The organism is Enterococcus sp. HMSC076E04 (assembly GCF_001814285.1).
GTDB classification, from domain to species: Bacteria; Bacillota; Bacilli; order Lactobacillales; family Enterococcaceae; genus Enterococcus_B; species Enterococcus_B lactis.
Genome location: NZ_KV815551.1, coordinates 1 through 23,282 on the forward strand (window position 1 = coordinate 1; position 23,282 = coordinate 23,282).

At 39.1% G+C, this 23,282-nt stretch carries 21 protein-coding genes; 3 read left to right on the forward strand and 18 right to left on the reverse strand.

The genetic code is table 11. The features are described 5' to 3' along the window. Nucleotides 1-647 precede the first annotated feature (647 nt). Nucleotides 648-2,483 (reverse strand): translation elongation factor 4, encoded by a 1,836-nt coding sequence (gene lepA / locus HMPREF2961_RS00080; RefSeq protein WP_002291945.1) that lies wholly within the window; start codon nt 2,481-2,483, stop codon nt 648-650. Between the two features lie 146 nt (nt 2,484-2,629). Between lepA and eis the strand changes: the two genes are divergently transcribed. Genes eis through HMPREF2961_RS00095 form a run of 3 tightly spaced genes read left to right on the forward strand, consistent with a single transcriptional unit; the run spans nt 2,630 to nt 5,028 of the window. Next, on the forward strand, nt 2,630-3,850 hold the full coding sequence (gene eis, locus HMPREF2961_RS00085; protein WP_002291948.1) for a GNAT family N-acetyltransferase: 1,221 nt from the start codon (nt 2,630-2,632) through the stop codon (nt 3,848-3,850). A 19-nt stretch (nt 3,851-3,869) separates the two neighbouring features. Then, the gene (locus tag HMPREF2961_RS00090; protein WP_002314885.1) at nt 3,870-4,364 is read left to right on the forward strand and encodes a nucleoside 2-deoxyribosyltransferase; all 495 of its coding nucleotides are present in this window, start codon (nt 3,870-3,872) and stop codon (nt 4,362-4,364) included. After that, on the forward strand, nt 4,342-5,028 hold the full coding sequence (locus tag HMPREF2961_RS00095; RefSeq protein ID WP_002316308.1) for a DUF2238 domain-containing protein: 687 nt from the start codon (nt 4,342-4,344) through the stop codon (nt 5,026-5,028). Before HMPREF2961_RS00090 ends, HMPREF2961_RS00095 begins: the two co-directional genes overlap by 23 nt. Nucleotides 5,029-5,176: 148 nt before the next feature. Here HMPREF2961_RS00095 and clpB read toward each other — a convergent pair whose 3' ends face one another. From clpB to HMPREF2961_RS00180, 17 genes are all read right to left on the reverse strand, one after another. Then, entirely contained in the window at nt 5,177-7,786 is a 2,610-nt protein-coding gene (gene clpB / locus HMPREF2961_RS00100) for an ATP-dependent chaperone ClpB (RefSeq protein ID WP_002291951.1), read from the reverse strand. Between the two features lie 249 nt (nt 7,787-8,035). Continuing rightward, nucleotides 8,036-9,082, reverse strand: a complete 1,047-nt coding sequence (locus tag HMPREF2961_RS00105) for a lysylphosphatidylglycerol synthase transmembrane domain-containing protein (protein WP_002314884.1) — start codon at nt 9,080-9,082, stop codon at nt 8,036-8,038. A 10-nt stretch (nt 9,083-9,092) separates the two neighbouring features. Beyond that, nucleotides 9,093-9,365 (reverse strand): DUF1294 domain-containing protein, encoded by a 273-nt coding sequence (locus HMPREF2961_RS00110; RefSeq protein WP_002306567.1) that lies wholly within the window; start codon nt 9,363-9,365, stop codon nt 9,093-9,095. A 34-nt stretch (nt 9,366-9,399) separates the two neighbouring features. Further along, entirely contained in the window at nt 9,400-10,308 is a 909-nt protein-coding gene (locus tag HMPREF2961_RS00115; protein WP_070703591.1) for a diacylglycerol/lipid kinase family protein, read from the reverse strand. Nucleotides 10,309-10,438: 130 nt separating this feature from the next. Continuing rightward, the gene (gene pepT / locus HMPREF2961_RS00120) at nt 10,439-11,671 is read right to left on the reverse strand and encodes a peptidase T (protein ID WP_002291957.1); all 1,233 of its coding nucleotides are present in this window, start codon (nt 11,669-11,671) and stop codon (nt 10,439-10,441) included. 13 nt (nt 11,672-11,684) lie between these two features. Further along, nucleotides 11,685-12,806: a Nif3-like dinuclear metal center hexameric protein gene (locus HMPREF2961_RS00125; RefSeq protein WP_002313706.1), complete on the reverse strand. Its 1,122-nt coding sequence runs from the start codon at nt 12,804-12,806 to the stop codon at nt 11,685-11,687. Further along, entirely contained in the window at nt 12,803-13,504 is a 702-nt protein-coding gene (locus HMPREF2961_RS00130) for a tRNA (adenine(22)-N(1))-methyltransferase (RefSeq protein ID WP_002309061.1), read from the reverse strand. Before HMPREF2961_RS00130 ends, HMPREF2961_RS00125 begins: the two co-directional genes overlap by 4 nt. A 142-nt stretch (nt 13,505-13,646) precedes the next feature. Beyond that, nucleotides 13,647-14,087, reverse strand: a complete 441-nt coding sequence (locus HMPREF2961_RS00135; protein WP_002291962.1) for a hypothetical protein — start codon at nt 14,085-14,087, stop codon at nt 13,647-13,649. A gap of 128 nt (nt 14,088-14,215) precedes the next feature. After that, nucleotides 14,216-15,142: a primosomal protein DnaI gene (gene dnaI, locus HMPREF2961_RS00140; RefSeq protein WP_002306563.1), complete on the reverse strand. Its 927-nt coding sequence runs from the start codon at nt 15,140-15,142 to the stop codon at nt 14,216-14,218. Further along, nucleotides 15,142-16,515 (reverse strand): replication initiation and membrane attachment family protein, encoded by a 1,374-nt coding sequence (locus tag HMPREF2961_RS00145; protein ID WP_002314882.1) that lies wholly within the window; start codon nt 16,513-16,515, stop codon nt 15,142-15,144. The genes dnaI and HMPREF2961_RS00145 overlap by 1 nt, the downstream gene beginning before the upstream one ends. A 22-nt stretch (nt 16,516-16,537) precedes the next feature. Beyond that, nucleotides 16,538-17,041, reverse strand: coding sequence for a transcriptional regulator NrdR (nrdR, locus tag HMPREF2961_RS00150; protein ID WP_002291966.1), 504 nt, complete (start codon nt 17,039-17,041; stop codon nt 16,538-16,540). 313 nt (nt 17,042-17,354) lie between these two features. Continuing rightward, a complete protein-coding gene (locus HMPREF2961_RS00155; RefSeq protein ID WP_002291968.1) occupies nt 17,355-17,687 on the reverse strand; it encodes a hypothetical protein in 333 nt (110 codons plus the stop codon). Between the two features lie 51 nt (nt 17,688-17,738). Continuing rightward, nucleotides 17,739-18,368 (reverse strand): dephospho-CoA kinase, encoded by a 630-nt coding sequence (gene coaE, locus HMPREF2961_RS00160; protein WP_002291970.1) that lies wholly within the window; start codon nt 18,366-18,368, stop codon nt 17,739-17,741. Next, complete coding sequence (gene mutM, locus HMPREF2961_RS00165) at nt 18,332-19,168, reverse strand: DNA-formamidopyrimidine glycosylase (protein ID WP_002314881.1); 837 nt, start codon at nt 19,166-19,168, stop codon at nt 18,332-18,334. Before mutM ends, coaE begins: the two co-directional genes overlap by 37 nt. A 44-nt stretch (nt 19,169-19,212) precedes the next feature. Next, nucleotides 19,213-21,858 (reverse strand): DNA polymerase I, encoded by a 2,646-nt coding sequence (gene polA, locus HMPREF2961_RS00170; RefSeq protein WP_002314880.1) that lies wholly within the window; start codon nt 21,856-21,858, stop codon nt 19,213-19,215. Between the two features lie 125 nt (nt 21,859-21,983). Further along, entirely contained in the window at nt 21,984-22,667 is a 684-nt protein-coding gene (locus tag HMPREF2961_RS00175) for a Bax inhibitor-1/YccA family protein (RefSeq protein WP_002306560.1), read from the reverse strand. Beyond that, nucleotides 22,660-23,145, reverse strand: a complete 486-nt coding sequence (locus tag HMPREF2961_RS00180; RefSeq protein ID WP_002291977.1) for a MaoC/PaaZ C-terminal domain-containing protein — start codon at nt 23,143-23,145, stop codon at nt 22,660-22,662. The genes HMPREF2961_RS00175 and HMPREF2961_RS00180 overlap by 8 nt, the downstream gene beginning before the upstream one ends. Between the last annotated feature and the right edge of the window lie 137 nt (nt 23,146-23,282).

Genomic DNA, 23,282 nt, shown 5'->3' on the forward strand with positions numbered 1-23,282 from the left:
AGAACCATTTACACAAAATTATTGACGCTCCCATTTTATTCTGGGTTACTTGTGCATATAAAATTATTGTTCTACATTGTTTAAAAACATGGCGTAAAAAAGATTGTTTACTGATCGTCTCATCCCTCCCGTTTATCTATTTCATGATTCAGATTTGGGATGATTCAGATACTGATCCCCTTTTTTTATCCAATTATTTAGTTGGGTTAGTATTTTCGATAGTATTTTTTATTTGCATACTAATTTATCTGAATACAAAAAATTAAGTTTTCCAGCTCTTAGGGCTGGCTTTTTTTGTTTTTAGTCTATTTTTTCTGAAAAGTTACTTGAATAAATACACTTTTTGAGAGATTATAGCCAAACTATTTTTTAAAACAGCTAGGAATTTTGCGCTAACTTAAGCGACATCACTCAGTTTATACATGTTTTCTTTTGATTAATCTAAAGTTGTTTCCGACTAAACTACTGATTCCAGGGTATACAAGACATGATTAGATGGACACCTATTCTCATATTACAAATAAAATGAGAATTGAAATGGTAGATATCATGGAGAATTTTACCAACAAAAAAACCACCGGTGACATTCCGGTGGCAAACCCATGTAAATATGGTATTTTTTTCAGTATTGTCAAATAGACCTCTTACTACTTCTTACTTTCTTCTTCGTCCATTTTCAGAACGGCCATGAAGGCTTCTTGCGGAACTTCGACGGAGCCGATTTGTTTCATCCGCTTCTTCCCTTCTTTTTGTTTCTCTAAGAGTTTACGTTTACGAGAAACATCTCCACCATAACATTTAGCCAAGACGTTTTTACGCAAGGCCTTGATGTCTGAACGGGCAACGATTTTTTGTCCAATAGCTGCTTGGATTGGCACCTCAAATTGTTGGCGTGGGATTAGTTTTTTCAGTTTTTCAACGATTGCTTTTCCACGTTCATAGGCAAAGTCTCGGTGAACGATAAAGCTTAATGCATCGACTTTTTCTCCATTCAGCAAGATGTCCATCTTCACTAACTTGCTTTTTTGATAACCAGACATTTCATAATCCAATGAGGCATAGCCTTTTGTACTTGATTTCAATTTGTCAAAAAAGTCAAAGACGATTTCAGAAAGCGGAATATTATAGACGACATTTACTCGGTAATCGTCTAAATAATCCATCGTAATGAATTCACCCCGTTTTCGTTGAGAAAGTTCCATGACTGCACCGACAAAATCATTGGGCACCATAATCTGTGCTTTGACAAATGGTTCTTCTACATCTTGGATCGTTACAGGTTCAGGAAAATCTGCCGGGTTATCAACTGTAGCAGTCGTACCATCTGTTTTATTAACATGGTAAATAACGGATGGTGCAGTCGTAATCAATTCTAGATTGAATTCTCGTTCCAAACGTTCTTGGACGACATCCATATGAAGAAGTCCTAAGAATCCGCAGCGGAACCCAAATCCCAATGCTTGAGAAGTTTCTGGTTCGAATTGTAAAGCAGCATCGTTCAATTGCAGTTTTTCTAAAGCTTCCCGCAAATCGTTGTAACGAGAAGTATCAATTGGATAAAGACCACAATAAACCATCGGATTCATTTTTCGGTAACCTGGTAAAGCTTCAGCGGCAGGATTGTCTGCTAATGTTACTGTATCCCCTACTCGAGTATCTTGGACAGTTTTGATACTTGCTGTGATATAACCAACATCACCGACCATCAAAAAGTCTCTAGCAACTGCTTTTGGCGAGAAGACCCCGACTTCTGTAACATCAAATGTTTTGCCATTACTCATCAGTTTGATTTTATCTCCGGGTTTGACCATACCGTCCGTGATCCGGACATTTAGAACAACACCGCGGTAACTATCATAAATAGAATCAAAGATCAAAGCTTTTAGCGGTGCATCTAAGTCTCCACTTGGTGCTGGAACATATTCCACAATCTGCTCGAGAATATCTTCAATTCCAATCCCTGCTTTTGCACTAGCTAATACAGCTTCACTAGCATCGATTCCGATTACGTCTTCGATTTCTTGACGGACACGTTCGGGATCTGCTGCGGGTAGGTCGATTTTATTGATGACTGGCAGGATCTCCAAATCATTGTCTAACGCTAAATAAACATTGGCCAATGTTTGTGCTTCGATTCCTTGGGCTGCATCAACCACTAAAACGGCGCCTTCACAGGCAGCAAGGCTTCGAGAGACTTCATAGGTGAAGTCGACGTGCCCTGGAGTGTCAATCAAGTGAAAGATATATGTTTCTCCGTTTTTCGCTGTGTAATTGAGTTCTACAGCATTTAATTTAATCGTGATTCCACGTTCACGTTCCAAATCCATCGAGTCTAACAGCTGATCTTGCATTTCGCGAGACGTCACAGTGTGCGTCATTTCTAAAATACGATCGGCCAATGTAGATTTTCCATGGTCGATATGAGCAATGATCGAAAAATTACGAATCTGCTCTTGGCGTTCTTTCATTTTCTTTATATCCATAGCGTCTCCTCTTTTCATATAATCAGCACTTTCCATTATACCAACGAAAAGCAGTAATTTAAAGACTTTTTAATTAGTCAGCTTTAGAAGTTTTTTTGGTAGAATTTTGCTATACTGTTATCAAGCTAATAAATGGAGATGAAAAAATGGATCAAAAAGATTTTAGAGAAAATCTTGAATTAAAACCAGTCACTCAAGAACATATCGATCAGTTCAACGAATTACTTTCCTATGTGTTCCAAGTGACTGAAGCAGATATCGAGGAAAGCGGGTTTGAGAATAAACGAGCTTTTATCCGTTCCAAAAGACCGATTTTAGAAGTATCAAAAGTGTTCGGGTGGTTTCATGAAAACAAACTAATCTCTCAAATCGCTATCTATCCTTGTGAAGTCAATATTCACGGTGCACGTTATAAAATGGGAGGCGTGACTGGAGTTGGAACTTATCCAGAATATGCGAACCACGGATTGATGCAAGATTTAATCATCGTTGCATTGGATAATATGCGCAAGAACAAGCAATGGATCTCTTATTTGTATCCTTACAGTATCCCCTATTATCGGCGCAAAGGATGGGAGATTATGTCTGATAAACTTTCCTTTAAAATCAGAGATACACAGCTACCTAAACAAGTCCCAGTAAGTGGGATGGTTGAACGATTACCAGTTGATCATCCAGATGTATTTGCCGTTTATGACAAATTTGCCCAACGAAACCATGGTGCTTTATTCCGCAGTAATTTTCATTGGGAAGAATATTGGCGTTTCGAAAATGAAGATGAGCGCACAGCCGCTGTCTACTACGATAGCAATCATGAACCAAGAGGTGTTCTATTCTACTGGGTAGCTGAAGAAATATTTCACGTAAAAGAAATGTTCTATCTTGATCAAGAAGCTCGAAATGGCTTATGGAACTTTATTTCCGCACATTTTTCCATGATTTACTGGGTACATGGAGATATTTACAAAAATGAACCCTTAGCTTTTTTGATTGAAGACAGTCAGATCAAAGAGCAGATCGAACCATATTTTATGGCTCGGATCGTTGATGTAAAAGAATTCCTACAACATTTTCCGTTTGTTGGAACAGCTGATGCTTTTCATTTCATCATTGAAGATCCTGTCGCTCCTTGGAATAATGGCATCTTCGCCTTAACATGGGATGAACAAGGACAAGTCCGTGTCTTGAATGAACCTATAGGAAAACCTGTTCGATTGAATATCCAAACATTGACATGCTTGATGATGAATTATCGACGTGCTTCTTATTTGGCAAGAATCGAACGGTTAGAAACAGATGAAGAAACACTGAAGTCACTAGAGCGTATTATTCCAAATATGGAAGCTTACTTTAGCGATTATTTTTAATAAAAAGGATGATGTTTAGATGAAAATTTATTTTGCCGCACCAATGTTTGCTAAAAGTGATTTGTTATATAACGAGCAGATAGTTAAAGAAGTCAGAGAGATCTCTTCTAAACTTTCAATTTATCTTCCTCAAGAAAATGAAGCAATCAATGACAAAACTGCTTATGCAGACAGTCGGATGATTGCTCTTGCAGATACAGAAAAAGTGCTGGAAAGCGATTTGATGATCGCTTTATTAGATGGATTGACGATTGATGCTGGCGTAGCATCAGAAATCGGTGTGGCTTATGCGAAAGGTATCCCAGTGATTGGCTTGTATACTGATACCCGGCAGCAAGGCGGAGCCCACCCGAAAAAAATCGCTGCGCTACAGGAAACAGCTGAGAATCAATTTCACTATCTGAACTTATATACAGTAGGACTGATCAAATTGAACGGAAAAGTGGTTTCTTCAGAGACTGAGTTGCTTTCAGAAGTAAAAAGATTTTTAGATGGAGGGACTTTCAGTGATTAAAGAAATCAAAAAGGTTCAAATAGCTTTACTTGCTTTTGGTGTATTCGTTGTCTGTTATAATTTTTATGAATTTATCACCCAAAAGTATTCGACTTCTCAAGGAATCACATTTATCGTGGAATCTTTATTAGGGATTGCATTGATTTTCATGCCACAAGTCATTTTGACAGTTTTCAAACTTAAAATTCCAGCAGCAATCGTTTTGTTTTACTGGTTTTTCTTATTTATCTCTGTCTTTTTAGGTACAGGGATGCATTTGATTAGTATCATCTCTTTTTGGGACAAAATCTTACATGCAGTGAGTCCAATGGTTCTGACAGCTCTTGGCTATGGATTGATTGGTTACTTGATGAAAGATGCGGAGATATCAAAAACCAGTCCTTGGTTGTTCCTCTTATTCGGCTTTGCGTTTGCTGGACTTTGCGGCGTGTTTTGGGAGTTCTGGGAATTCTTATGCGACCAGTTCTTAGGCATGAATCTTCAACGTTTTGCTGCTTCTGATGGCACACTGTTTGTTGGACGAGCAGCATTGATGGATACGATGGGCGACTTGCTGACAAATACGATAGGTGCTGCCTTGATGGGATTGTTTGCTTGGTCTCAAAGTAAAAAAGATGAGCGTTACTTTGAAAGTTATAAATTAGAAAAAGTGAAAAATACTTAATAACAAAGGTCGTGACAGAAGTGGACAGCTCAAAAAATTTCGGCTTATATCCGAAAAAGCTACTTCTGGAACACTGTTTATTTGAAAAAAAGGAGGTCTGACAGTAGTTGTGTCAGACCCCTTTTTCTTTTATAGTCTCAATGGAAGATTAGACGATTTCTTCTAGCTCTTCTGTTTTGAAATGAAGTTGTCCATCAAGTAAAGTAATCGTTACTTTTGATTTAGGCATAACATGCCCTGCAACGATTTCTTTAGCTAATGGTGTTTCTACTTCCTTAGTGATAAATCGTTTCAATGGTCTGGCACCATATGCTGGTTCATAAGCATTTTCAGCGATCCACGTTTTGGCTTCATCACTGATTGTTAGTAGGATTTCTTGATGTTCCAGACGTTGTGCCAATTGCGCCACCATTTTGTCAACGATTCCTTTCACGTTGTCTAGGCTCAATGGTGTAAATAAAATCGTGTCGTCGATTCGGTTCAAGAATTCTGGTTTGAAGTTTCCACGTAATAGCGTGTTGACTTGTTCAGCCACTGCTTCTGGAATCGTTCCATCAGCAGTCACACCTTCCAACAGTAACTGTGAACCGATATTGCTAGTCATGATCAGAACCGTATTTTTGAAATCAACTACTCGCCCTTTTGAATCGGTTAGGCGTCCGTCATCTAGGACTTGTAACAAGATATTGAAGACATCGGGATGCGCTTTTTCGATTTCATCCAACAAGACGATTGTATAAGGATTTCGTCTGACAGCTTCCGTTAACTGTCCACCTTCTTCGTAACCTACATAGCCTGGAGGAGCTCCGACTAGACGAGACACAGCATGTTTTTCCATATATTCACTCATATCGATCCGTACCATATGATCTTCTGAGTCAAACAAGTTCTCAGCTAAAGCTTTCGCTAATTCGGTTTTTCCGACACCAGTTGGTCCTAGGAAAAGGAAAGAACCTAGAGGACGATTTGGGTCTTGCAATCCAGCCCGTGAACGAATCACCGCGTCACTGACCGCATCAACTGCTTCATCTTGACCAATCACTCGTTTGTGAAGCGTTTCATTCAATTTAATCAGTTTTTCTCGTTCGCCTTCTACAAGTTTCGTTACGGGGATACCCGTTAATCTGCCAACGACTTGAGCAATTTCATTTTCGGTAACGGACTCTTGAACCATCTTGATCTCGCTGTCTTTTGCTTTGGTTTCTAGTTCCTTCAATTCTTTTTCTAATTGAGGTATCGTACCATGGCGCAATACAGCAGCGCGTTCCAGATCATAGTTATTTTCTGCATCTTCTAATTCGTGTTTTGCTTTATCGATTTCAGCACGTTTTGCTGAAACAGAATTGACCTCTTCTTTTTCTGTTTCCCACTGCATCTTCATTGCATTTGCTTCTTCACGAAGTTCAGCTAATTCTTCTTGCAAATTTTTCAGTCGTTTTTTACTTGCATCATCTGATTCTTTTTTCAGTGCAGCTTCTTCGATTTCCAACTGCATCAAACGTCTGGTCACTTGATCTAATTCCGTTGGCATAGAGTTCATTTCTACCCGAATCGTTGCACTGGCTTCATCGATCAAATCGATTGCTTTGTCTGGTAAGAATCGATCAGTAATATAACGGTCAGATAAAGTAGCTGCTGCGACCAGTGCGTTGTCATGGATGTTAACACCATGGTGGATCTCAAAACGTTCTTTTAATCCACGCAGAATACTGATCGTATCTTCCACTGTTGGTTCTTTGACTAATACCTTTTGAAAGCGACGTTCCAACGCTTTGTCTTTTTCCATATATTGACGGTATTCATCTAAAGTTGTGGCACCGATCAAATGTAATTCACCGCGAGCAAGCATTGGTTTCAACAGATTTCCGGCATCCATACTTCCTTCTGTTTTTCCTGCTCCTACGATATTGTGAATTTCATCAATGAACAAGAGGATCCGCCCATCACTTTTTTTGACTTCTTTCAAGACCGCTTTTAGTCTTTCTTCAAATTCACCGCGGAATTTTGCTCCAGCGATCAATGCACCCATATCTAATGAAAAAATCGTTTTATCTTTTAAATTTTCAGGCACATCTTTGCGTACGATACGTTGAGCAAGTCCTTCAACGATCGCCGTTTTACCTACACCTGGTTCTCCTATCAGAACAGGATTATTTTTTGTTTTTCGTGAAAGAATACGGATGACATCACGGATTTCTTCATCACGACCGATGATTGGATCCATTTTTCCACTTTTGACTTGCTGTACTAAATCAACGCCGTATTTTTCTAATGCTTTGTATTGTTCTTCTTGGTTTTGCGAGGTCACCCTTTCTCCTCCTCTCATCTCTTCGATGTTTTTACGCAATTCTTTTTCAGATAATCCGTTTTTATTCAAATAAACAGTTAACGGATAATTTTTTAATTTCATCAACGCTAAAATAACGACTTCCGTTGAAAGAAACTCGTCGCCGAAGCTTTCACGTATTTGGTCTGCTTCATTCAATAATCGAAAGAAATTCTGGCTGAGGTTTTGTCCATATTGGACGTTTCCACCAGAAACAACTGGATACTCATCCAGTAGACGATCGATTTCATGTTCAAAAGATTCGACATCCAATCCGGCATCCGTATAGAAATTTCGACCAAAATGATTAGGTTGTAAAAAGATTTTCCATACATGGGCAATGTCGATATCTTGGTGTTTTCGAGTGACCGCAATCTGTTGAGCTTCAGCAATCGCTTCTTGAAGCGTCGTAGTCATTTTCTCAATATTCATACAGGTATACCTCCTAATTAAAGGTAAGATCACTTATTTCTTTGATCTTTACACAAACTATTATATCTCTTTGGTCAATTTTGGTCAAAATATACACATGTTTTTTTGACTTTTTTTCTCGTCTTATATAAATCTTAAAAAAACAAAATTGATTGTATACATACAAAAAAAGAGCAAAACAAACGTAAAATTATCTTACCCATAACGTTTTTCTTTGATTTGATAAAAAGGGTAGATCTTATAAAAGACCTACCCTTGATTTTCTTTATTCTCTTTTTTTACTTCTATTATTTCTTCTTTGATCACTCTTCGCCGTTCAGCAATCACATACACAAATCCATAGAGAAATGGCAAGATAAAGGAACTGAAACGATACAACAAAAGCGAAGAAACTGCGTCAACTGTTCCGACAACTGGTCTAAACAATAACAAGTAGACAAATTCAAAGGAGCCAATACCAGCTGGCGTAGGAATAACCCCTGAAAGCACTACTGCAAAGCTGATAAACGAAATGGTCAGTAGAAAATCTATTTTAGGATGGTTTTCAATCAGAATCAAATAGGGAAGTACATACCAAAATACAAGTTTCAACATATTCCATAGATAAATACGCAATAGCGCAGTCCTGTCTTGGATAATGGTTTGGACCGTTTCCCTTAAAGAGTAGATCTGCTGATTACATGTATCCACCCATTTTCGCAAACGCTCACTCTTAAATAACTTATTCGATAAGCTGACAAAAAATATTTGGACATTCAGACTGATGGACATTACCAATAAAAAGGCAACAATCACGATCGTCAAAAGAATTCCAGCAATAATAAACCAGATCATTGACGGACTATTAGAATAAAAAAGAGAGAATTGGATGAGCAAGCCAGCTAACGCATAGGTAATCACTCCAAGTTTGTACATGATCATATGGAGTGCTGTCACTCCTGCTCCCTGAGACAGTTTCATTCCTTTTTTATTATAAAAATAAATTTCCGAGATCAATGTTCCTGTACCAAACGAAACGATTCGGTAAAACGCAATATAGCTAGAGGTCAAGAACCCATCTTTCGTTGTAAAATTCGGCGCGAAAGGTTCAGCAATTTCTTTGATTGAGCGCCCTTCAGCGATTTGGTAAACTGTCCCTAATATAACAGTGGCTGCCAAAACGACAACACTGGTAGACATTAATTCGGCAAAGATATCTGCAAATGATTGATTGATTAAATAATAAATAATAGCAAAAATCGCAATCAGCAAAAGCAGATTCAGAATGATTTTAATTTTCGTTCCTTTAGATGACATCTCCTGCTCCTTAATGGAAAAAATAAATGAGAATCAAATCAACAAGCACACCCGCAGTGAATCCTACGGTAAACTTTTTTTTCCTTGTTTTATGATGAAAAACTTTCCGAGAAATCAATCCTCCCAAACCACCGCCTAACAGACTGACAAATATCAAGTTATTTTCAGGTACACGCCAGCCGCCATTTCGAGCCTGATGTTTATCATATCCCATCAGACAAAATAAATAAAAATTTACAATGAATAGATAAAACCACAAAGGATTGTGCAACAATACATCCATTATTCTTCTTCCAACTTTCTATTAACTACTATTTCTAAGCTTGTTCTTCTTTTTTTGGTGAATAAACTGCTAATCCTTTTGATACAACAGATAATTCAACTGGAAGATCATCTGTCGTGTCTCCATCTGTCCGAGTGCCAACAGATTTTTCCTTTGCTTTGATTTTCATGCGTTTGGCTGTGAAATAAGTGATGCCAGGTATCGTATAGAATTTTCCTCTCATGATTCTAGGCAAATAAAAAATAAATCGGAAAATATCTAAGGAAGGTACGATCGTTACATGGAATTTTCCATCATCTGGGGTCGCTGAATCGTCGAAATTTGTAAAGCCGCCCACGGAGTTAGACATCGTGACTGTCAATAACTGAGATTTTCCTTTCCAATGCTCCTCGTCTGTTTCTAAATCCAAATGATATTTTTTCTTCTTCAGCAATAACTTAAAGAATTTCTTGATAAAAATCCACGAGCCATAACGCTGTTTTTCTTCTTGACTGATCCAAACTGCTGTATTGGCTAAGATACCGATTGTCAGTGTAGAGATAATGACTGCATCATTGACTTGGCCATAGTCTATTTTTCGGACATTTCCTTCTAGAATCACGTCAGCAGCCTCTTCTTTCTTCAATGGAATCTCAAGGACACGTGCGAGATTATTGACTGTTCCACCTGGAAGTAATCCGATATGATACTGAGATAACGTTTGCTGGAACGCTTGGACGATATGATGGATCGTTCCGTCCCCTCCTATGATCACTAGAGTATCGGCTCCTATAGCTTCTGCTTTCTTGACTAAATCCGCATGGTCAATCGACGGGCCAGTTTCAGCTAAATCTACAAATAATTCTGGTTGCTTTTCTTTTACATAATCTTGAAACCAGCGTGCTAATTTCTCCCCCTCATCTTTCCCTGAACTTTTGTTATAAAAAACTAGCAGCTTTTTCATTCTTTACCTCCTATTTACTCTTCAAAAAAGAGGGCGGGACAATCCATTCCATTGTCCTGCCCTTTAGCCTTAGACAGATGACATTCCATCATCGGACGAACGCCTTGTCATAAGCTGTTCTTTTTCGATTTTAACTCTTTGTGTTCAATTCTGCAATTTTAACAATCACATCTGTTGCTTTTTCCATTACTTGTAAAGAAACAAATTCGAATCGACCGTGCATATTTTCTCCTCCGGCAAATAGATTTGGCGTCGGAATACCCATGTAAGAGATTTTTGAACCATCTGTTCCTCCGCGGACTGGTTCGATCACTGGAGAGATCCCAAGCTCGATCATTGCTTGTTTCGCTAATTCCACGATGCTCATATCTTTTTCGATGATTTCTTTCATGTTGTAATATTGATCATACATATCTACTTTGATTCGTTCTTGATCAAATCGTTGATTCAATTCTTCTTGGATATGTGTGATTTGTGCTTTGCGTGCTTCGAATTTTTCACGATCATGATCGCGAATGATATAACTCATAGAAGCTTCTTCAGGATTCCCATTCAATGCCATCAAATGGAAGAAACCTTCGTATCCTTCTGTTTTTTCTGGAACTTCATCGGCTGGAAGCTGATTATGAAAATCAATGGCCAGCTGTAAAGCATTGATCATCGTATCTTTTGCCGTCCCTGGATGTACATTTTTCCCTTGGATCGTGATATTTGCTTGAGCAGCGCTGAATGTTTCATACTGCAATTCACCTAAAGGACCGCCGTCGACTGTATAAGCAAAATCCACATTGAATTGCTCAACATCGAATTTATCCGCTCCGACACCGATTTCTTCATCAGGTCCAAAAGCTACTTTGATGGTACCATGAGGGATAGAAGGATTATTGATCAAGATCTCCATTGCAGTCATGATTTCCGCAATCCCTGATTTGTCATCTGCTCCCAGTAAAGTACTGCCATCTGTAGTGATCAACGTGTGGCCTTCATAATTTTTCAAATTTGGGAAATCTTTTGTATTCAACGTGTAACGTTCTTCCGCATCTAGTACGATCGTAGACTCTCCATCATAGTTTTCAATGATTTGTGGATTGACTCCTACTGCATTAAAGTCTGCTGTATCCATGTGGGAAATAAATCCAATGGAACGCACTTCATGATCGACATTGCTTGGTAATGTTCCCATAACGAATCCATTGTCTTCATTATAGAAAACATCTGATAAACCTAACTCTTCTAATTCTTTTTTCAATTCTTGTGCAAAAGCAACTTGTGTCTGAGTCGATGGGGTCGTTTTGCTTGTTGCATCGGAGCGTGTTTCTGTTTTGACATACCGTAAAAAACGTGGCAAAAGATTTTCGTACATAGTATTCTCTCCTTTAATTAAATTGAAATGGGTTTGTATTCGTTTCAGAAACGAAAAAGTCAATATCCCAATTTTCTTCTTGTTTCCAAGTCTCAAATTTCTCGATGAACCGTTCCTTACATAACGATTCAATATAATGTCCCGGATCAATTGCAATCAACCCGGCGCTTTGCATATCATGAGCCGTATGATAATAGATGTCTCCGGTGATATAGACGTCTGCTCTTTGAGCGATTGCTTGCGGATAAAATTTTTCGCCGCTTCCACCGCAAATCGCAATACGCTTGATGGATGATTTTGTTTTTTGAGGCTGAACGATTCTCAGTCCTTCTAATTGGAAAACTTTTTTTACTTGTTCCACAAATGTTTCTAAGGGGATTTCTTGCGGTAATTCACCTATTCGACCTAGCCCAAACTTTTCGACTGGTTCATCAATTGCGAAAAGATCGTACGCAGGTTCTTCATAAGGATGAACCGATTGCATGGCATCAATCACTTGTTTTTCGATTGTTTCGGGCAAAATAACCTCGACTTTTGCTTCTTGGACTTGTTCTGCCTTCCCTACTTTCCCAATCGCTGGTTGTGCACCAACATTCGGAGTAAATCGACCGTGTCCAATCGAGGTAAAACTTGTACCGGTATAATCGCCTTGCGTACCAGCACCAGCTGCAGCTAATGCTTCCCGCATTTTCTGTGCATGATCCACAGGTACATAAACCGCCAGTTTTTTATAATGGATTTCATGAGTCTTCACTAAATAACTCTCCACTTCAATACCAAGCAGTTCGCAAAACCAGTCATTCAGTCCGTCCCAAATAATATCCATATTCGTGTGTGCCGCATAAACGGCAATATCATGTTTCAACAGATCTGCATACATTTTTTCTTGCGGCTGATCAGTAGTCAGCCGTTTTACAGGGCGAAAGATTGGGGGATGTTTAGCAATCAGCAGATCGATTTTTTTCTCGATTGCTTCTTCGACCACTTCTGGGCGAACATCTAATGTCATCATTACCCGTTGAATCGGTTTATCTAATGTTCCAATATGCAGTCCGACTGGGTCTCCTTCTTCAGCTAGCCATTGAGGACAATAGCTCTCAAACTTTTGGATGAAGGTACGTCCGCTTATTGTCATATCTCTAAAACCTCCTCAATCATTTGGATTTCCTGTTCGATTTGTTTTTGACGTGCCTCTTGATTAGCTGCTTGTTTGAGCTGTTCACGGATAGCTTTTCTTTGTTGAAGCTCTCTTGTCCATTTTGATTTGAAGATCTCACTTTTCTCTTCGAGCAGAAATGGTCCGAACATCAGCTCCATTTCGTTGTAAGTAACTGGTTTTTGTTCTTTTTCGGCTACAATAATTTCATATATTTTTTTGTTTTCTTCAAGTATTTTTTCTGATTGGATTTTGTATTGATTTTCTTGCAGCCATGATCGTAACGTACGCTCTCCGATATTTGGCTGAAGGATCAAACGTTCTTGTCCACTTAGGCGTTGATGCAACTTGCCAGCTTCTAGGATCTCTCGGATCAGCGAACCTCCCATACCCGCGATCGTGACAGCCGTTATAGCATCTTGCGGTTGGATCGCATCTAGACCATTTGCAAGACGTACAGTGATACGGTCTTCCAATCCATCTTTTTGGACTTGCTTACGTGCTGATTCATAAGGACCTTGAACGACTTCACCTGCAACTGCATATTTGATTTTTCCTTTTAGCATCAATGCAACAGGTAAGTATGCGTGATCTGATCCAATGTCTGCTAAACGAGCAGATTCAGGAACAAATTCACCAACTGCCGCTAAGCGCTGAGATAAATCTAAATGGTTCATAGCTTCACTCCTTCTAGGTAATTATAGCATTTTCCATATAAAATAAGGAGACTAGGAATAAAAAAATTCCCAGATCTCCTTAAAAATTATACCTTTTTGTTCTATAAAACAACATTTTCTTATTTTTGAAAAATGTTGTTAATTATTTGTTCAATGAAATATCAATGATCGAATCTCCAGGCACTTGTGGTGGGATAGACATCGTCATGATCGGCATCTCAACTAATGTAAATTGGACTTTGTCACCGATTTTCAGTTCATCTATGTCCACGCTTATTTTTTCAGCAGTAGCATTCAAAATCACTCCGTCATTGCTGAATGATGTCCCCATATTCGCTGGATCTTCTTTGGCCATGACATCGACGAGTTTCAGTTGAATCGTTTCTTCTTCCGCTTCTACTTGAGTGATGCTTTCAATCGTTCCTACAAATATGCTTTGTCCCTCCGTTTTCGTACTGCTTGTTTTTATTGTTTGACCCGCATCAATCGAATCAAGAGAACCTGTGTTGCTGTCTGCACTACCGCATCCTGCTAAAATAAAAAATAGACCAACTACATATATACTAGAAAAAATAGCCCTCATAAAAAATCCTCCGTTTAAGTTTTTGCACTACTTGTTGCGGTGATTGTCTCCGGTCATTTCTGTCCATGTAAAGATTCGCTGACCTGCTTTTACTCCTTGGTCAAATATCAGTTGGACTTATCAACTGTTCAACCATTGCGGCGGTTGCGACCAGTCATTTCGATTTCTTTTGTCAAATAACGTATGCGTTCCATTATGCGTTTTGCTTTCAGCGGCTCTTCATCTCCACGTTGAGTGACGGACAAATGCTGTTCCAATTCATCCATTGTGAAATTTGATGAGAAGAAGGTCGGTAGCTGTTCCTGCATCCGATATTGAAGGATGACGCCAAATACTTCATCCCGTATCCAACTGCTCATCGCGTCTGCACCAATATCGTCAATCATTAAAATGGGGGAACGCTTCACTGCATCTAGCTTTTCTGCCACTTGATCTTTTCCGATTGCCTGTTTCATCTCAACGGCAAACGTCGGAAAGTGGACTAATGTCGTGGTGAATCCAGCAATCGCTAGTTCTCTCGCTGTTGCTCCTAATAAGTATGTTTTTCCAATACCAAAACTCCCCACCAAATAAAGACCTTTATGATACCCTTTTGGATCTGCAGTATATTTCTCTACGAAATCTAGGGCTTCCAAGCTTGCATATCCTCGTCCATCTGTACGCTCAAAGTTTTCAAAAGATGCTGATTGAATATCTTTTGGCATATCCATTGCTTTTACTCGGCTTCTAATTTCTTCTTGTCTTTGCCGAGCTAACAATGCTTCTGTTGGTACATAAGTGACATCCACATAATGAAAATTCAACGTCAACTTCGGCTCGTATCCTGGAGCGATCATCGTTGGATCGTTTTTTTGATATTTACGCTTTTCTTGCACGAACTCATACAATTTGGCGTAGCTTTTTTCAATATCCGCTTGTGTCAGTTCTTCTTGGTGTGCACTTAGAAAAGCTTGAACATCCGTATCATTTAGGACGTCAGCAATCATTTCAGCATATTTTTCTTGATAATTACGTTTGCTGATGATCCTCTTCAATTCTTTGCCTACGTCTTCCATTAGATGTCACCCTCCTTTTTCGCCAGGTATTCTTTAAAACGGCGGTCAATCTCTGCTTTTTTCTCACTACTGATCTGTTTTTCATCTTTTGGCTGGTTGACCCAATCAGGAAGCTTTTCCCGCCGAACATTTCGCTTGCCGTTTGGATAATTTGTTTGCTTTTTTTGTTTTGATTGTTTTGCTTGATTGCTTATTTGCCGAATATGCTGAATCGCTTCTTCTGCTGTAGCGATTTTCTTTTGTGCCCATTCATTTGCCACTGTATTCACATAACTAGCATTTAAGCTAGCATTATTTTTGATCACCAATACATAATTCAGCAAAACATTGATCACACTGCTGGAAAGACCTGATTGAGAAACAAGGTCTTGCAGTAACCAAGTTTCTTGTTTAGAAACATATCCGCCTTTTTCTGACTTGATTGCTTCCAGATATTTCATCGGCGGAATGCTCTGTGCTTCTTTTATCAACTGAAGCGCTGCATTTGTCAAATGTTCGTTCGTCGGAGATTCATTGCTATTTTCAGCAACAGCTACTGTTTCCTTTATTTGCTTCACTGGTCGTCTCTGCATTGCCAAAACAGCTTTTTGCAGCTCCTTCATGGATACTTTTTGTTCACTAAAATCATAAGATTGACTGATGAGTTCACCAAGAGTTAGTTCATCGAATCCATAAAGGTGATGATACATGTCGACTTGTTTGATGATTGAATCATCAAGAACAGTCATATGTTTTTTTGCCAGCCAATCATTCAAAAATTGCCAATCGAATGTCGAATCTGTTTCAAGTAATGCTACTGGCTCAGATTCTTCAAAAGATTTATTCAGTGATTCGATGTTTTCTTGATTAGCAGCGTATACTGCTTCATTGAAGCGATAAACATCTAAAAATTTTTTCGTGATTTTTTGATATCCCTCTGTTGTATGCCTTTTAGGTTCAAACAACTGGGTAAGCTTCTGGAATCGTCGTTCACCAACTTTTTCCAAAAGAAGAAATGCCAGAACAGAATCTTTGAAAAATGCTTTAGGAATGAGTGGCTCTAACAACTCATAAATAAAACGAGGCCCCAGATCGCTATCTTCTTTAAAATAAACATCCAGTAAGCCGATTCCTTCCAGCTTTTTTCTTGCATCATAAAATTGAGGGATCCCGTAGCCTAGACTACTGAGTAAATCTGCATGCATCCCTTCAGGACCTTCACCAGATTCTTGCGAGATCTCTGATAACAGAGTGAAATAGATACTCAAGGCTTCTCCGCCGATCAGTGGCTGATAAAGATACAGCAACGCGTTCTTGCTGTCTTCCCTCAGCGGAGCTTCTTTTCTTCCTTGGTAAATATTTTTTGGTTGAAGCTCTTTCCAAGCATTTTCCAAGGAAATGCCTCCTTTTTGTTTCTTAATTGTTTTCTTTATTATTCTCTTTATTATTCTCTTTATTATTTTCTTTTGCTTTATCCACGATATCTTGCAGCTCTTTTAAGAAAACAGACATATCTTTGAACTGGCGATAAACACTGGCAAAACGGATATACGCGATTTCATCTAAATCGACTAAATCCTCCATCACATATTCACCAATCAGATTCGTTGATACTTCGTTTTCCCCAAGACTGCGTACGCGGTTTTCGACATGGTTGACGATTTGTTCCATTTGCTCCATAGCTACAGGTCTTTTTTCTGCTGAGCGGATGAGTCCTCTTAAAATTTTATCGCGATTGAATTCTTCGCGTTCCCCGTTTTTCTTGATGACTAATAACGGAGCAGCTTCAATTCGTTCAAAAGTAGTGAAGCGGAACGAACAATTCTCACATTCGCGACGGCGACGGATCGCACGTCCATCATCTGCTTGACGGCTGTCGATTACTCGTGAATTATTATGTTGACATCTGGGACATCTCATTTTGTCTCACCTCTTGCATCGCATTTTTATATAAAGGATGTGTCTTTCTTTACAACTAGTTGTATTATAACACGAAACAAATCACAAACGCGACTGTCCTACCCAAAAAAACACGGATATAAGAACAATTTTTTCTGTTTTCATGCGTAATTATGTCCCCTGTCCTAATTCAATTTCAATTTTCCAGTACTGATGACCTTGATTGCTGAGAAATGACTCGCCCAAAAGCTGATTTAGTCGGCTAGCACAAAAAACTTGAAGCAGATGAACATCTTATCATCTGCTTCAAGTCACATCTCTATTTCTTATTGTTTTATAACTTCTCTTCGATTCCTGTATAGTGTTTCATTCGTTGTTCCTCGATTTTTTGTTCATCAGGAATGTGTTCACTTTCTGGGAGCGGTGTCTTACTACGATCAGGTACCGGATTTTTTCGTTCTTGAGTCAAATCTTGCTGTTTCGCTTCTTTTTCTGCCTGCTGGTCTTCTATTTCATCGATTCTTGCTTGGTACTGCTTTTCTTTCTCTTCTGCTGTTTCTGATTGCGTACGACCTTCATCGATTAGATTTTCTTTATTGAGTATTTCGCCGATTTTTTCTTTTGCGTTACCTACGACTTTATCCTTTTGGTTTTTAAATGATCCCATCGCTATCCCTCGCTTTCTATATACTCAGGATAGCAAACTTGACACAGATACTCAAAGAAAGCGATTAGCTGAAAGCCAATTTTCGATTTGTTCCACAAGTTCCTCTTTTGTTCCGTTGTTGTCAAACAAAATATCCGCACGCTGCTTTTTTTCTTCGATTGGAAGTTGACTGCTAATTCTCTGCTGTGCTTGTTCTAGTGTTAGTTGATTACGTTTCATCAAGCGTCTGAGTTGAATATCTGGCGTGGTATAAACGACAGCTACTGCATCCATATAGTGGTCATAATGACCTTCATAGAGCAATGGGATATCTACAATTACTAAAGGATGATGGGAACTTAGATAGGCGATTTGATCTTTTATCGCTTTTCGGATAAACGGATCTAATAGCTGATCAAGTTTTTGTCGTTTCTCCTTTGATGGAAAAACAATCATCCCAAGTTTTCCTCGATCTAGCTGACCATCAGACTGCAATATCTCTTGGCCAAACACGGACACAACCTTCCTCAGAGCAAGCGTTCCAGGCTCAACAGTTTCTCTAGCAATCACGTCACCATCGATCAAAGGAAATCCATGAGACTGAAAGACTTTGGCTGCCGTACTTTTGCCAGTAGCTATTCCGCCCGTCAAACCTAAAACAAAGCCTACTTTTCGATTTTCAGCCTTTGACAATTCGGACAATAGTGAGTCCCCCTTTGTGCCACTTTTATTTTCACGATCGGTGTCCCACAACGTATACATGGTTTGCCAGTTTGCTGATAGACATGCAGTGCGACTTGGAATCCGCCTGATTCTCCTAATGCATTCAAATAGCTGCGAATCGTGGTACCTCCGGCTTCTATTGCACGATTCAAAACATCAATGATCGATAGACGTAATTGTTCTATCTCTTTTGGACATAATGTATTCGCCGGTTGTTCTGGATGAATCTTCGCTTCCCATAATGCTTCGTCTACATAAATATTACCTAGTCCCGTTACTAGACGTTGATCTAGCAGTAAAGGCTTGATTGCTTTGTGCGATTTTTTCAGTCCAGCTGCAAAATCTGCTAATAAAAAGCTGTCAGGCAATGGCTCAGGTCCTAATTTCATGATTCCTCGGTAAGTTGCACTTGCTCCTTTTTCGACAATTGTCATACGACCAAATTTTCGTACATCGTTGTAGCGAAGTTGGCTCCCGTCCTCAAAAAAGAAAAGTACATGCGTATGTTTATCGATTGGTGTATTTTCTTTCGTGAATTGATATTTTCCTTCCATTCGCAAATGTGAGATCAGTTCATAATGATCGAGATGAAAAATCAAAAACTTCCCTCTACGTCCAATGGATTGGATGGTTTCGCCAACAAGAGAAGCCTCAAAGAGGGGCGTCTCTGGTTGCTCAATGATCTTGGGCCACAAGACCTGCACTTTCTGAATCGTTTTTCCTACTACTAACCGTTCCAATCCTTTACGAACGGTTTCTACTTCTGGTAATTCTGGCATTTTTTCTTTTCACCTTCATTATATTGCTCTGTCTTAAACAATGTTTATTTTGCTTCGTACCACGTTTTTCCCCAACTGCTGTCAGTGATCAGTGGTACATGGAGAGAAACAGCTTGTTCCATAACTTTCTTCACCAATTTATCTAATGATTCAAGTTCTTTTTCAGGTACCTCGAAGACAAGTTCATCATGAACTTGTAACAGCATCGTAGCTTGAAGACCTGTTTCTTTTAATCGTTTATCCAATTCAATCATCGCGATTTTCAAAATATCAGCAGCACTTCCTTGAATTGGTGTATTGATAGCTGTTCGTTCCGCAAAAGAACGGATATTGTAATTTCTTGAATTGATGTCTGGCAAATATCGTCGGCGGTGATACAGCGTTTCGACGTAGCCTTGATCTTTTGCTTCGCGTACGATTCTTTCCATATATTCTTTGACACCTGGGTATTTTTCAAAGTACGTATCGATGTATTGCTGTGCTGCTTTTCGGCTGATGCCTAAATTTTGTGAAAGTCCGTAATCAGAGATGCCATACACGATACCAAAATTCACTGCTTTTGCCTGCCGACGCATATTTGGTGTGACATCCTCTGCCTTTTCGATTCCAAATACGCGCATCGCTGTGCTGGCATGGATATCTTGACCTTCTAGGAAGGCAGCTTTCAAATGTTCATCATTTGAGATATGCGCAAGTACGCGTAACTCGATTTGTGAATAGTCAGAAGAATAAATCAACCAGTCTTTTTCTCTCGGAACAAATGCCTGACGTATCTTTCTCCCTTCATCTAATCGAATCGGGATGTTCTGCAAATTAGGATCAACAGAGCTTAATCGTCCTGTTTGGGTCAATGTCTGGACATAACGGGTATGCACTTTTCCATCTGATTGGATCACTTTCAGCAGTCCCTCGACATAGGTAGATTGAATTTTTGCGATTTGACGATAGGTTAGGATATCCTCTACGATTGGTGCTTGTTCACGAAGCTGTTCCAGTACATCTACGGCTGTGGAGTACCCAGTTTTTGTTTTTTTGATAACGGGTAATCCCATTTTTTCAAATAAGATCACTCCTAATTGCTTTGGTGAATTCAAATTGAATTCTTCGCCGGCTTCTTCGTAGATTTTTTGTTCGATCTCTCTTAAGCGAGCAGAAAACTCGCCCTTCATTTCTTGTAAGCGAGTCGCATCTACTTTGATCCCGCTTATTTCCATCTCTGCCAAAATGATAGACAATGGCAGTTCCATTTTCCGGAAAAGATCTTCTTGGTTTTTATCTGCCAGTTCTTGGCTCAATTTTGGTGTTAACGCATTAATTGCAGCTACTTTTCGCGCTAAATGAGCAAAAAAGAGTTCCTCTTCTTCTGGTAAACCTTTTTTCGCCCCTTTGCCGTATACAGTTTCATCTGATTGGATATCGTTGTATCCGTAATGTGCAGCTATTCCTTCGATATCTGTGCTTTTTTCATTCGTATCGAGAAGGTATGCACCTAGCAAGACATCAAAATCGATTCCTTTCGTTTTTCCAGTATAGCGATTTAAAGCAACATAAGTTCGTTTCGCATCATATACTTTTTTCAATCGGGTCGGATCAGTGATCCAAGAATGGAACGCTTGGTTTTCGAATACAGACAGATCATTCGTGACATAGATTTTCTTTTCTGTCCCCCACGCTACTCCGACGATTTCCTCTGTATGGTAATTGTCGCCCATCATTTCCACGTACAGTGCCATATCCGTAGTAAACATTTCCTCTTTAAATTCATGCACGACTTCAAATAAAATATCATCCATTTTTACTTCTTCTTCAACGATATTCAGTTTAGAAAGGAACTGATTGAAATCCATTTCTTTATAAAATGGAACGAGTTTATCGAGATTTTTCCCTTCATACTTCAATGAGTCGATAGAGACCTCCACAGGGGCTGAAGTATTGATGGTCGCCAATTTCTTCGATAAGAACGCTTGCTCTTTGTCATTTATCAGATTTTCTTTCATTTTGCTTTGCTTCATTTCATCAATATGCTCATAGATTCCTTCGACTGAGCCATATTGTTTCAATAGCTTGATAGCTGTTTTTTCACCAATTTTAGTCACACCTGGGATATTGTCAGAGGCATCTCCGGCTAGTCCCTTCATGTCAATAATCTGTTTTGGTATCAATCCATCATATTTTTCCGCCACATGTTCTGGTGTATAACTTTCGATATCGCTGACACCTTTTACAGTGATATCCACTTTTACTTCTTTACTAGCTAATTGAGTCAAATCCCGATCACCGGAAAGTACGACGACATCAAATTGATTTTTATCTACTTTTTCTGCCAAAGTACCGATAATATCATCCGCTTCATAATTGGGCAATTCGTAATACTGTACACCTAATCCCGTCAACAAATCACGGATATATGGCATTTGTTCTTTGAATTCGCCTGGTGTTTTAGATCTTCCTCCTTTGTACTCCGCATACATTTCTGTCCGAAAGGTCGTTTTTCCTGCATCGAACGCAACCAGAACATGCGTCGGTTGCTCTTTTTGCATAACATTTTCAAACATCGTATTGAATGCATAGATTGCATTTGTATGAAGACCGTTTCTGTTTTTGAAACGTTCAAGGGAATTGTGCAGCGCAAAGAATGCGCGAAAAGCCACACTGTTCCCATCAACGAGTAATAATTTATTTTTTGTCATCTTCTTAACTCCTTACTGTAAAGTTCTTATTCATTCTAACAAAGAATCATGCGGAATGCGAAAAGAAAAAGCGGGACCATACCAAATATTTTGGTATAGCCCCAACTGATCAATTTTTTCCTTTTTTAGTTGTTCCGTCCAAAGATTCTTAAAAACGCCAAGAACAAATTGATAAAGTCTAAATACAGCTTCAATGCCATAAATACAGCAATGCCACTATGTGCTGTTCCATTTGTCTGGACATAGATATTACGAATGCTTTGGTTATCATAAGCTGTGATCCCTGCAAAGATGACGACTAAAAGCAGTGAGATGAACAGCTCAACTGCGCTACTTCTCAAAATGAAGATGTTCAAGACTAGTGCAATGATCACTCCGATCAAAGCAGCCTGTCCTGCTCTTCCGACCCCGCTAAGATCTCGTTTTGTTGTCACTCCGACAACAGACATCCCCATGAACATCAAGGTAGCTGTCAAGAAAGCTTGTGTTACTGTTCCAATATCGTAGAATGCAAGAGTAACTGCTAATGTTACGCCATTCAAAAGAGAGTAGGCAATGAATCCACCGATCGCTAAGCTCGGATTCTTTTGTGCTTTTACGCCTAGAACCATTACCAAAATCAGTTCAACGATCCACAGACCCATAAAGCCTAATGGAAAGTTATTGATAAAAGTTGCTAGTTGTAAAGGAAATACCCAAAGAGCCAAGTAAGAAGTGACTGCACTAAGGGCAAGCCCCATACCTAAAAAACCATAAACTTTTGCATAAAAACGATTGATGCCTGACATTGATGTACTTGGATTATTCATTTAATTCACCTTCACTTTCGATTGCTATTTCCAATTCAGGAACTTGTGGCGGTTGGACCATAACAACAGCATCCAACACACGATCTTCGTTCGTGTTTTCCGCTTCTACAGAAATCGTCACCACGTCCTTCATCTTATCTACTTTTATGACCTCAAACTGAAAAGTCAGTGTTTCATAATGGAAAACCGGTTCAATAAAATTGACAGAAAAATTGACAACATGTGATCCTGGTCCAGGAAGATGCTTTGAAATTGCACTTGTGATGATCCCCATCAGCATCACTGATGGAACGATTGGCTGATGATATTCTGTTTTTTGTGCAAAGTCATGTTGGATATACAAAGGATTTGCATCATTCGTCAATCCCAAATACAGCAAAAGCTGGTTATCTTCAATAGATTCTGTTAAAGATAACGAGTCGCCTTCCTCGATTTCATTTATTGTTTTTCCTAGTTTTCTCGGCTTACCTATGTTCAAGATAGAAACCCTCCAGTTTATTTTTAATCATACATTATTGTACCAAAAGCAGCGCAAAAGGCAAGTTTTGCTCCTTTGATTTAACAGATTCCTATAGTTTAAAGAGGTCGTGAAAAAGCTGTCCTGCATCAAGTAAT

Excerpts from the sequence above, each read along its gene's own strand:
- lepA (WP_002291945.1), bottom strand. The coding sequence starts at position 2,483 with ATGGATATAAAGAAAATGAAAGAACGCCAAGAGCAGATTCGTAATTTT.
- eis (WP_002291948.1), top strand. The coding sequence starts at position 2,630 with ATGGATCAAAAAGATTTTAGAGAAAATCTTGAATTAAAACCAGTCACT.
- HMPREF2961_RS00090 (WP_002314885.1), top strand. The coding sequence starts at position 3,870 with ATGAAAATTTATTTTGCCGCACCAATGTTTGCTAAAAGTGATTTGTTA.
- HMPREF2961_RS00095 (WP_002316308.1), top strand. The coding sequence starts at position 4,342 with ATGGAGGGACTTTCAGTGATTAAAGAAATCAAAAAGGTTCAAATAGCT.
- clpB (WP_002291951.1), bottom strand. The coding sequence starts at position 7,786 with ATGAATATTGAGAAAATGACTACGACGCTTCAAGAAGCGATTGCTGAA.
- HMPREF2961_RS00105 (WP_002314884.1), bottom strand. The coding sequence starts at position 9,082 with ATGTCATCTAAAGGAACGAAAATTAAAATCATTCTGAATCTGCTTTTG.
- HMPREF2961_RS00110 (WP_002306567.1), bottom strand. The coding sequence starts at position 9,365 with ATGGATGTATTGTTGCACAATCCTTTGTGGTTTTATCTATTCATTGTA.
- HMPREF2961_RS00115 (WP_070703591.1), bottom strand. The coding sequence starts at position 10,308 with ATGAAAAAGCTGCTAGTTTTTTATAACAAAAGTTCAGGGAAAGATGAG.
- pepT (WP_002291957.1), bottom strand. The coding sequence starts at position 11,671 with ATGTACGAAAATCTTTTGCCACGTTTTTTACGGTATGTCAAAACAGAA.
- HMPREF2961_RS00125 (WP_002313706.1), bottom strand. The coding sequence starts at position 12,806 with ATGACAATAAGCGGACGTACCTTCATCCAAAAGTTTGAGAGCTATTGT.
- HMPREF2961_RS00130 (WP_002309061.1), bottom strand. The coding sequence starts at position 13,504 with ATGAACCATTTAGATTTATCTCAGCGCTTAGCGGCAGTTGGTGAATTT.
- HMPREF2961_RS00135 (WP_002291962.1), bottom strand. The coding sequence starts at position 14,087 with ATGAGGGCTATTTTTTCTAGTATATATGTAGTTGGTCTATTTTTTATT.
- dnaI (WP_002306563.1), bottom strand. The coding sequence starts at position 15,142 with ATGGAAGACGTAGGCAAAGAATTGAAGAGGATCATCAGCAAACGTAAT.
- nrdR (WP_002291966.1), bottom strand. The coding sequence starts at position 17,041 with ATGAGATGTCCCAGATGTCAACATAATAATTCACGAGTAATCGACAGC.
- HMPREF2961_RS00155 (WP_002291968.1), bottom strand. The coding sequence starts at position 17,687 with ATGGGATCATTTAAAAACCAAAAGGATAAAGTCGTAGGTAACGCAAAA.
- mutM (WP_002314881.1), bottom strand. The coding sequence starts at position 19,168 with ATGCCAGAATTACCAGAAGTAGAAACCGTTCGTAAAGGATTGGAACGG.
- polA (WP_002314880.1), bottom strand. The coding sequence starts at position 21,858 with ATGACAAAAAATAAATTATTACTCGTTGATGGGAACAGTGTGGCTTTT.
- HMPREF2961_RS00175 (WP_002306560.1), bottom strand. The coding sequence starts at position 22,667 with ATGAATAATCCAAGTACATCAATGTCAGGCATCAATCGTTTTTATGCA.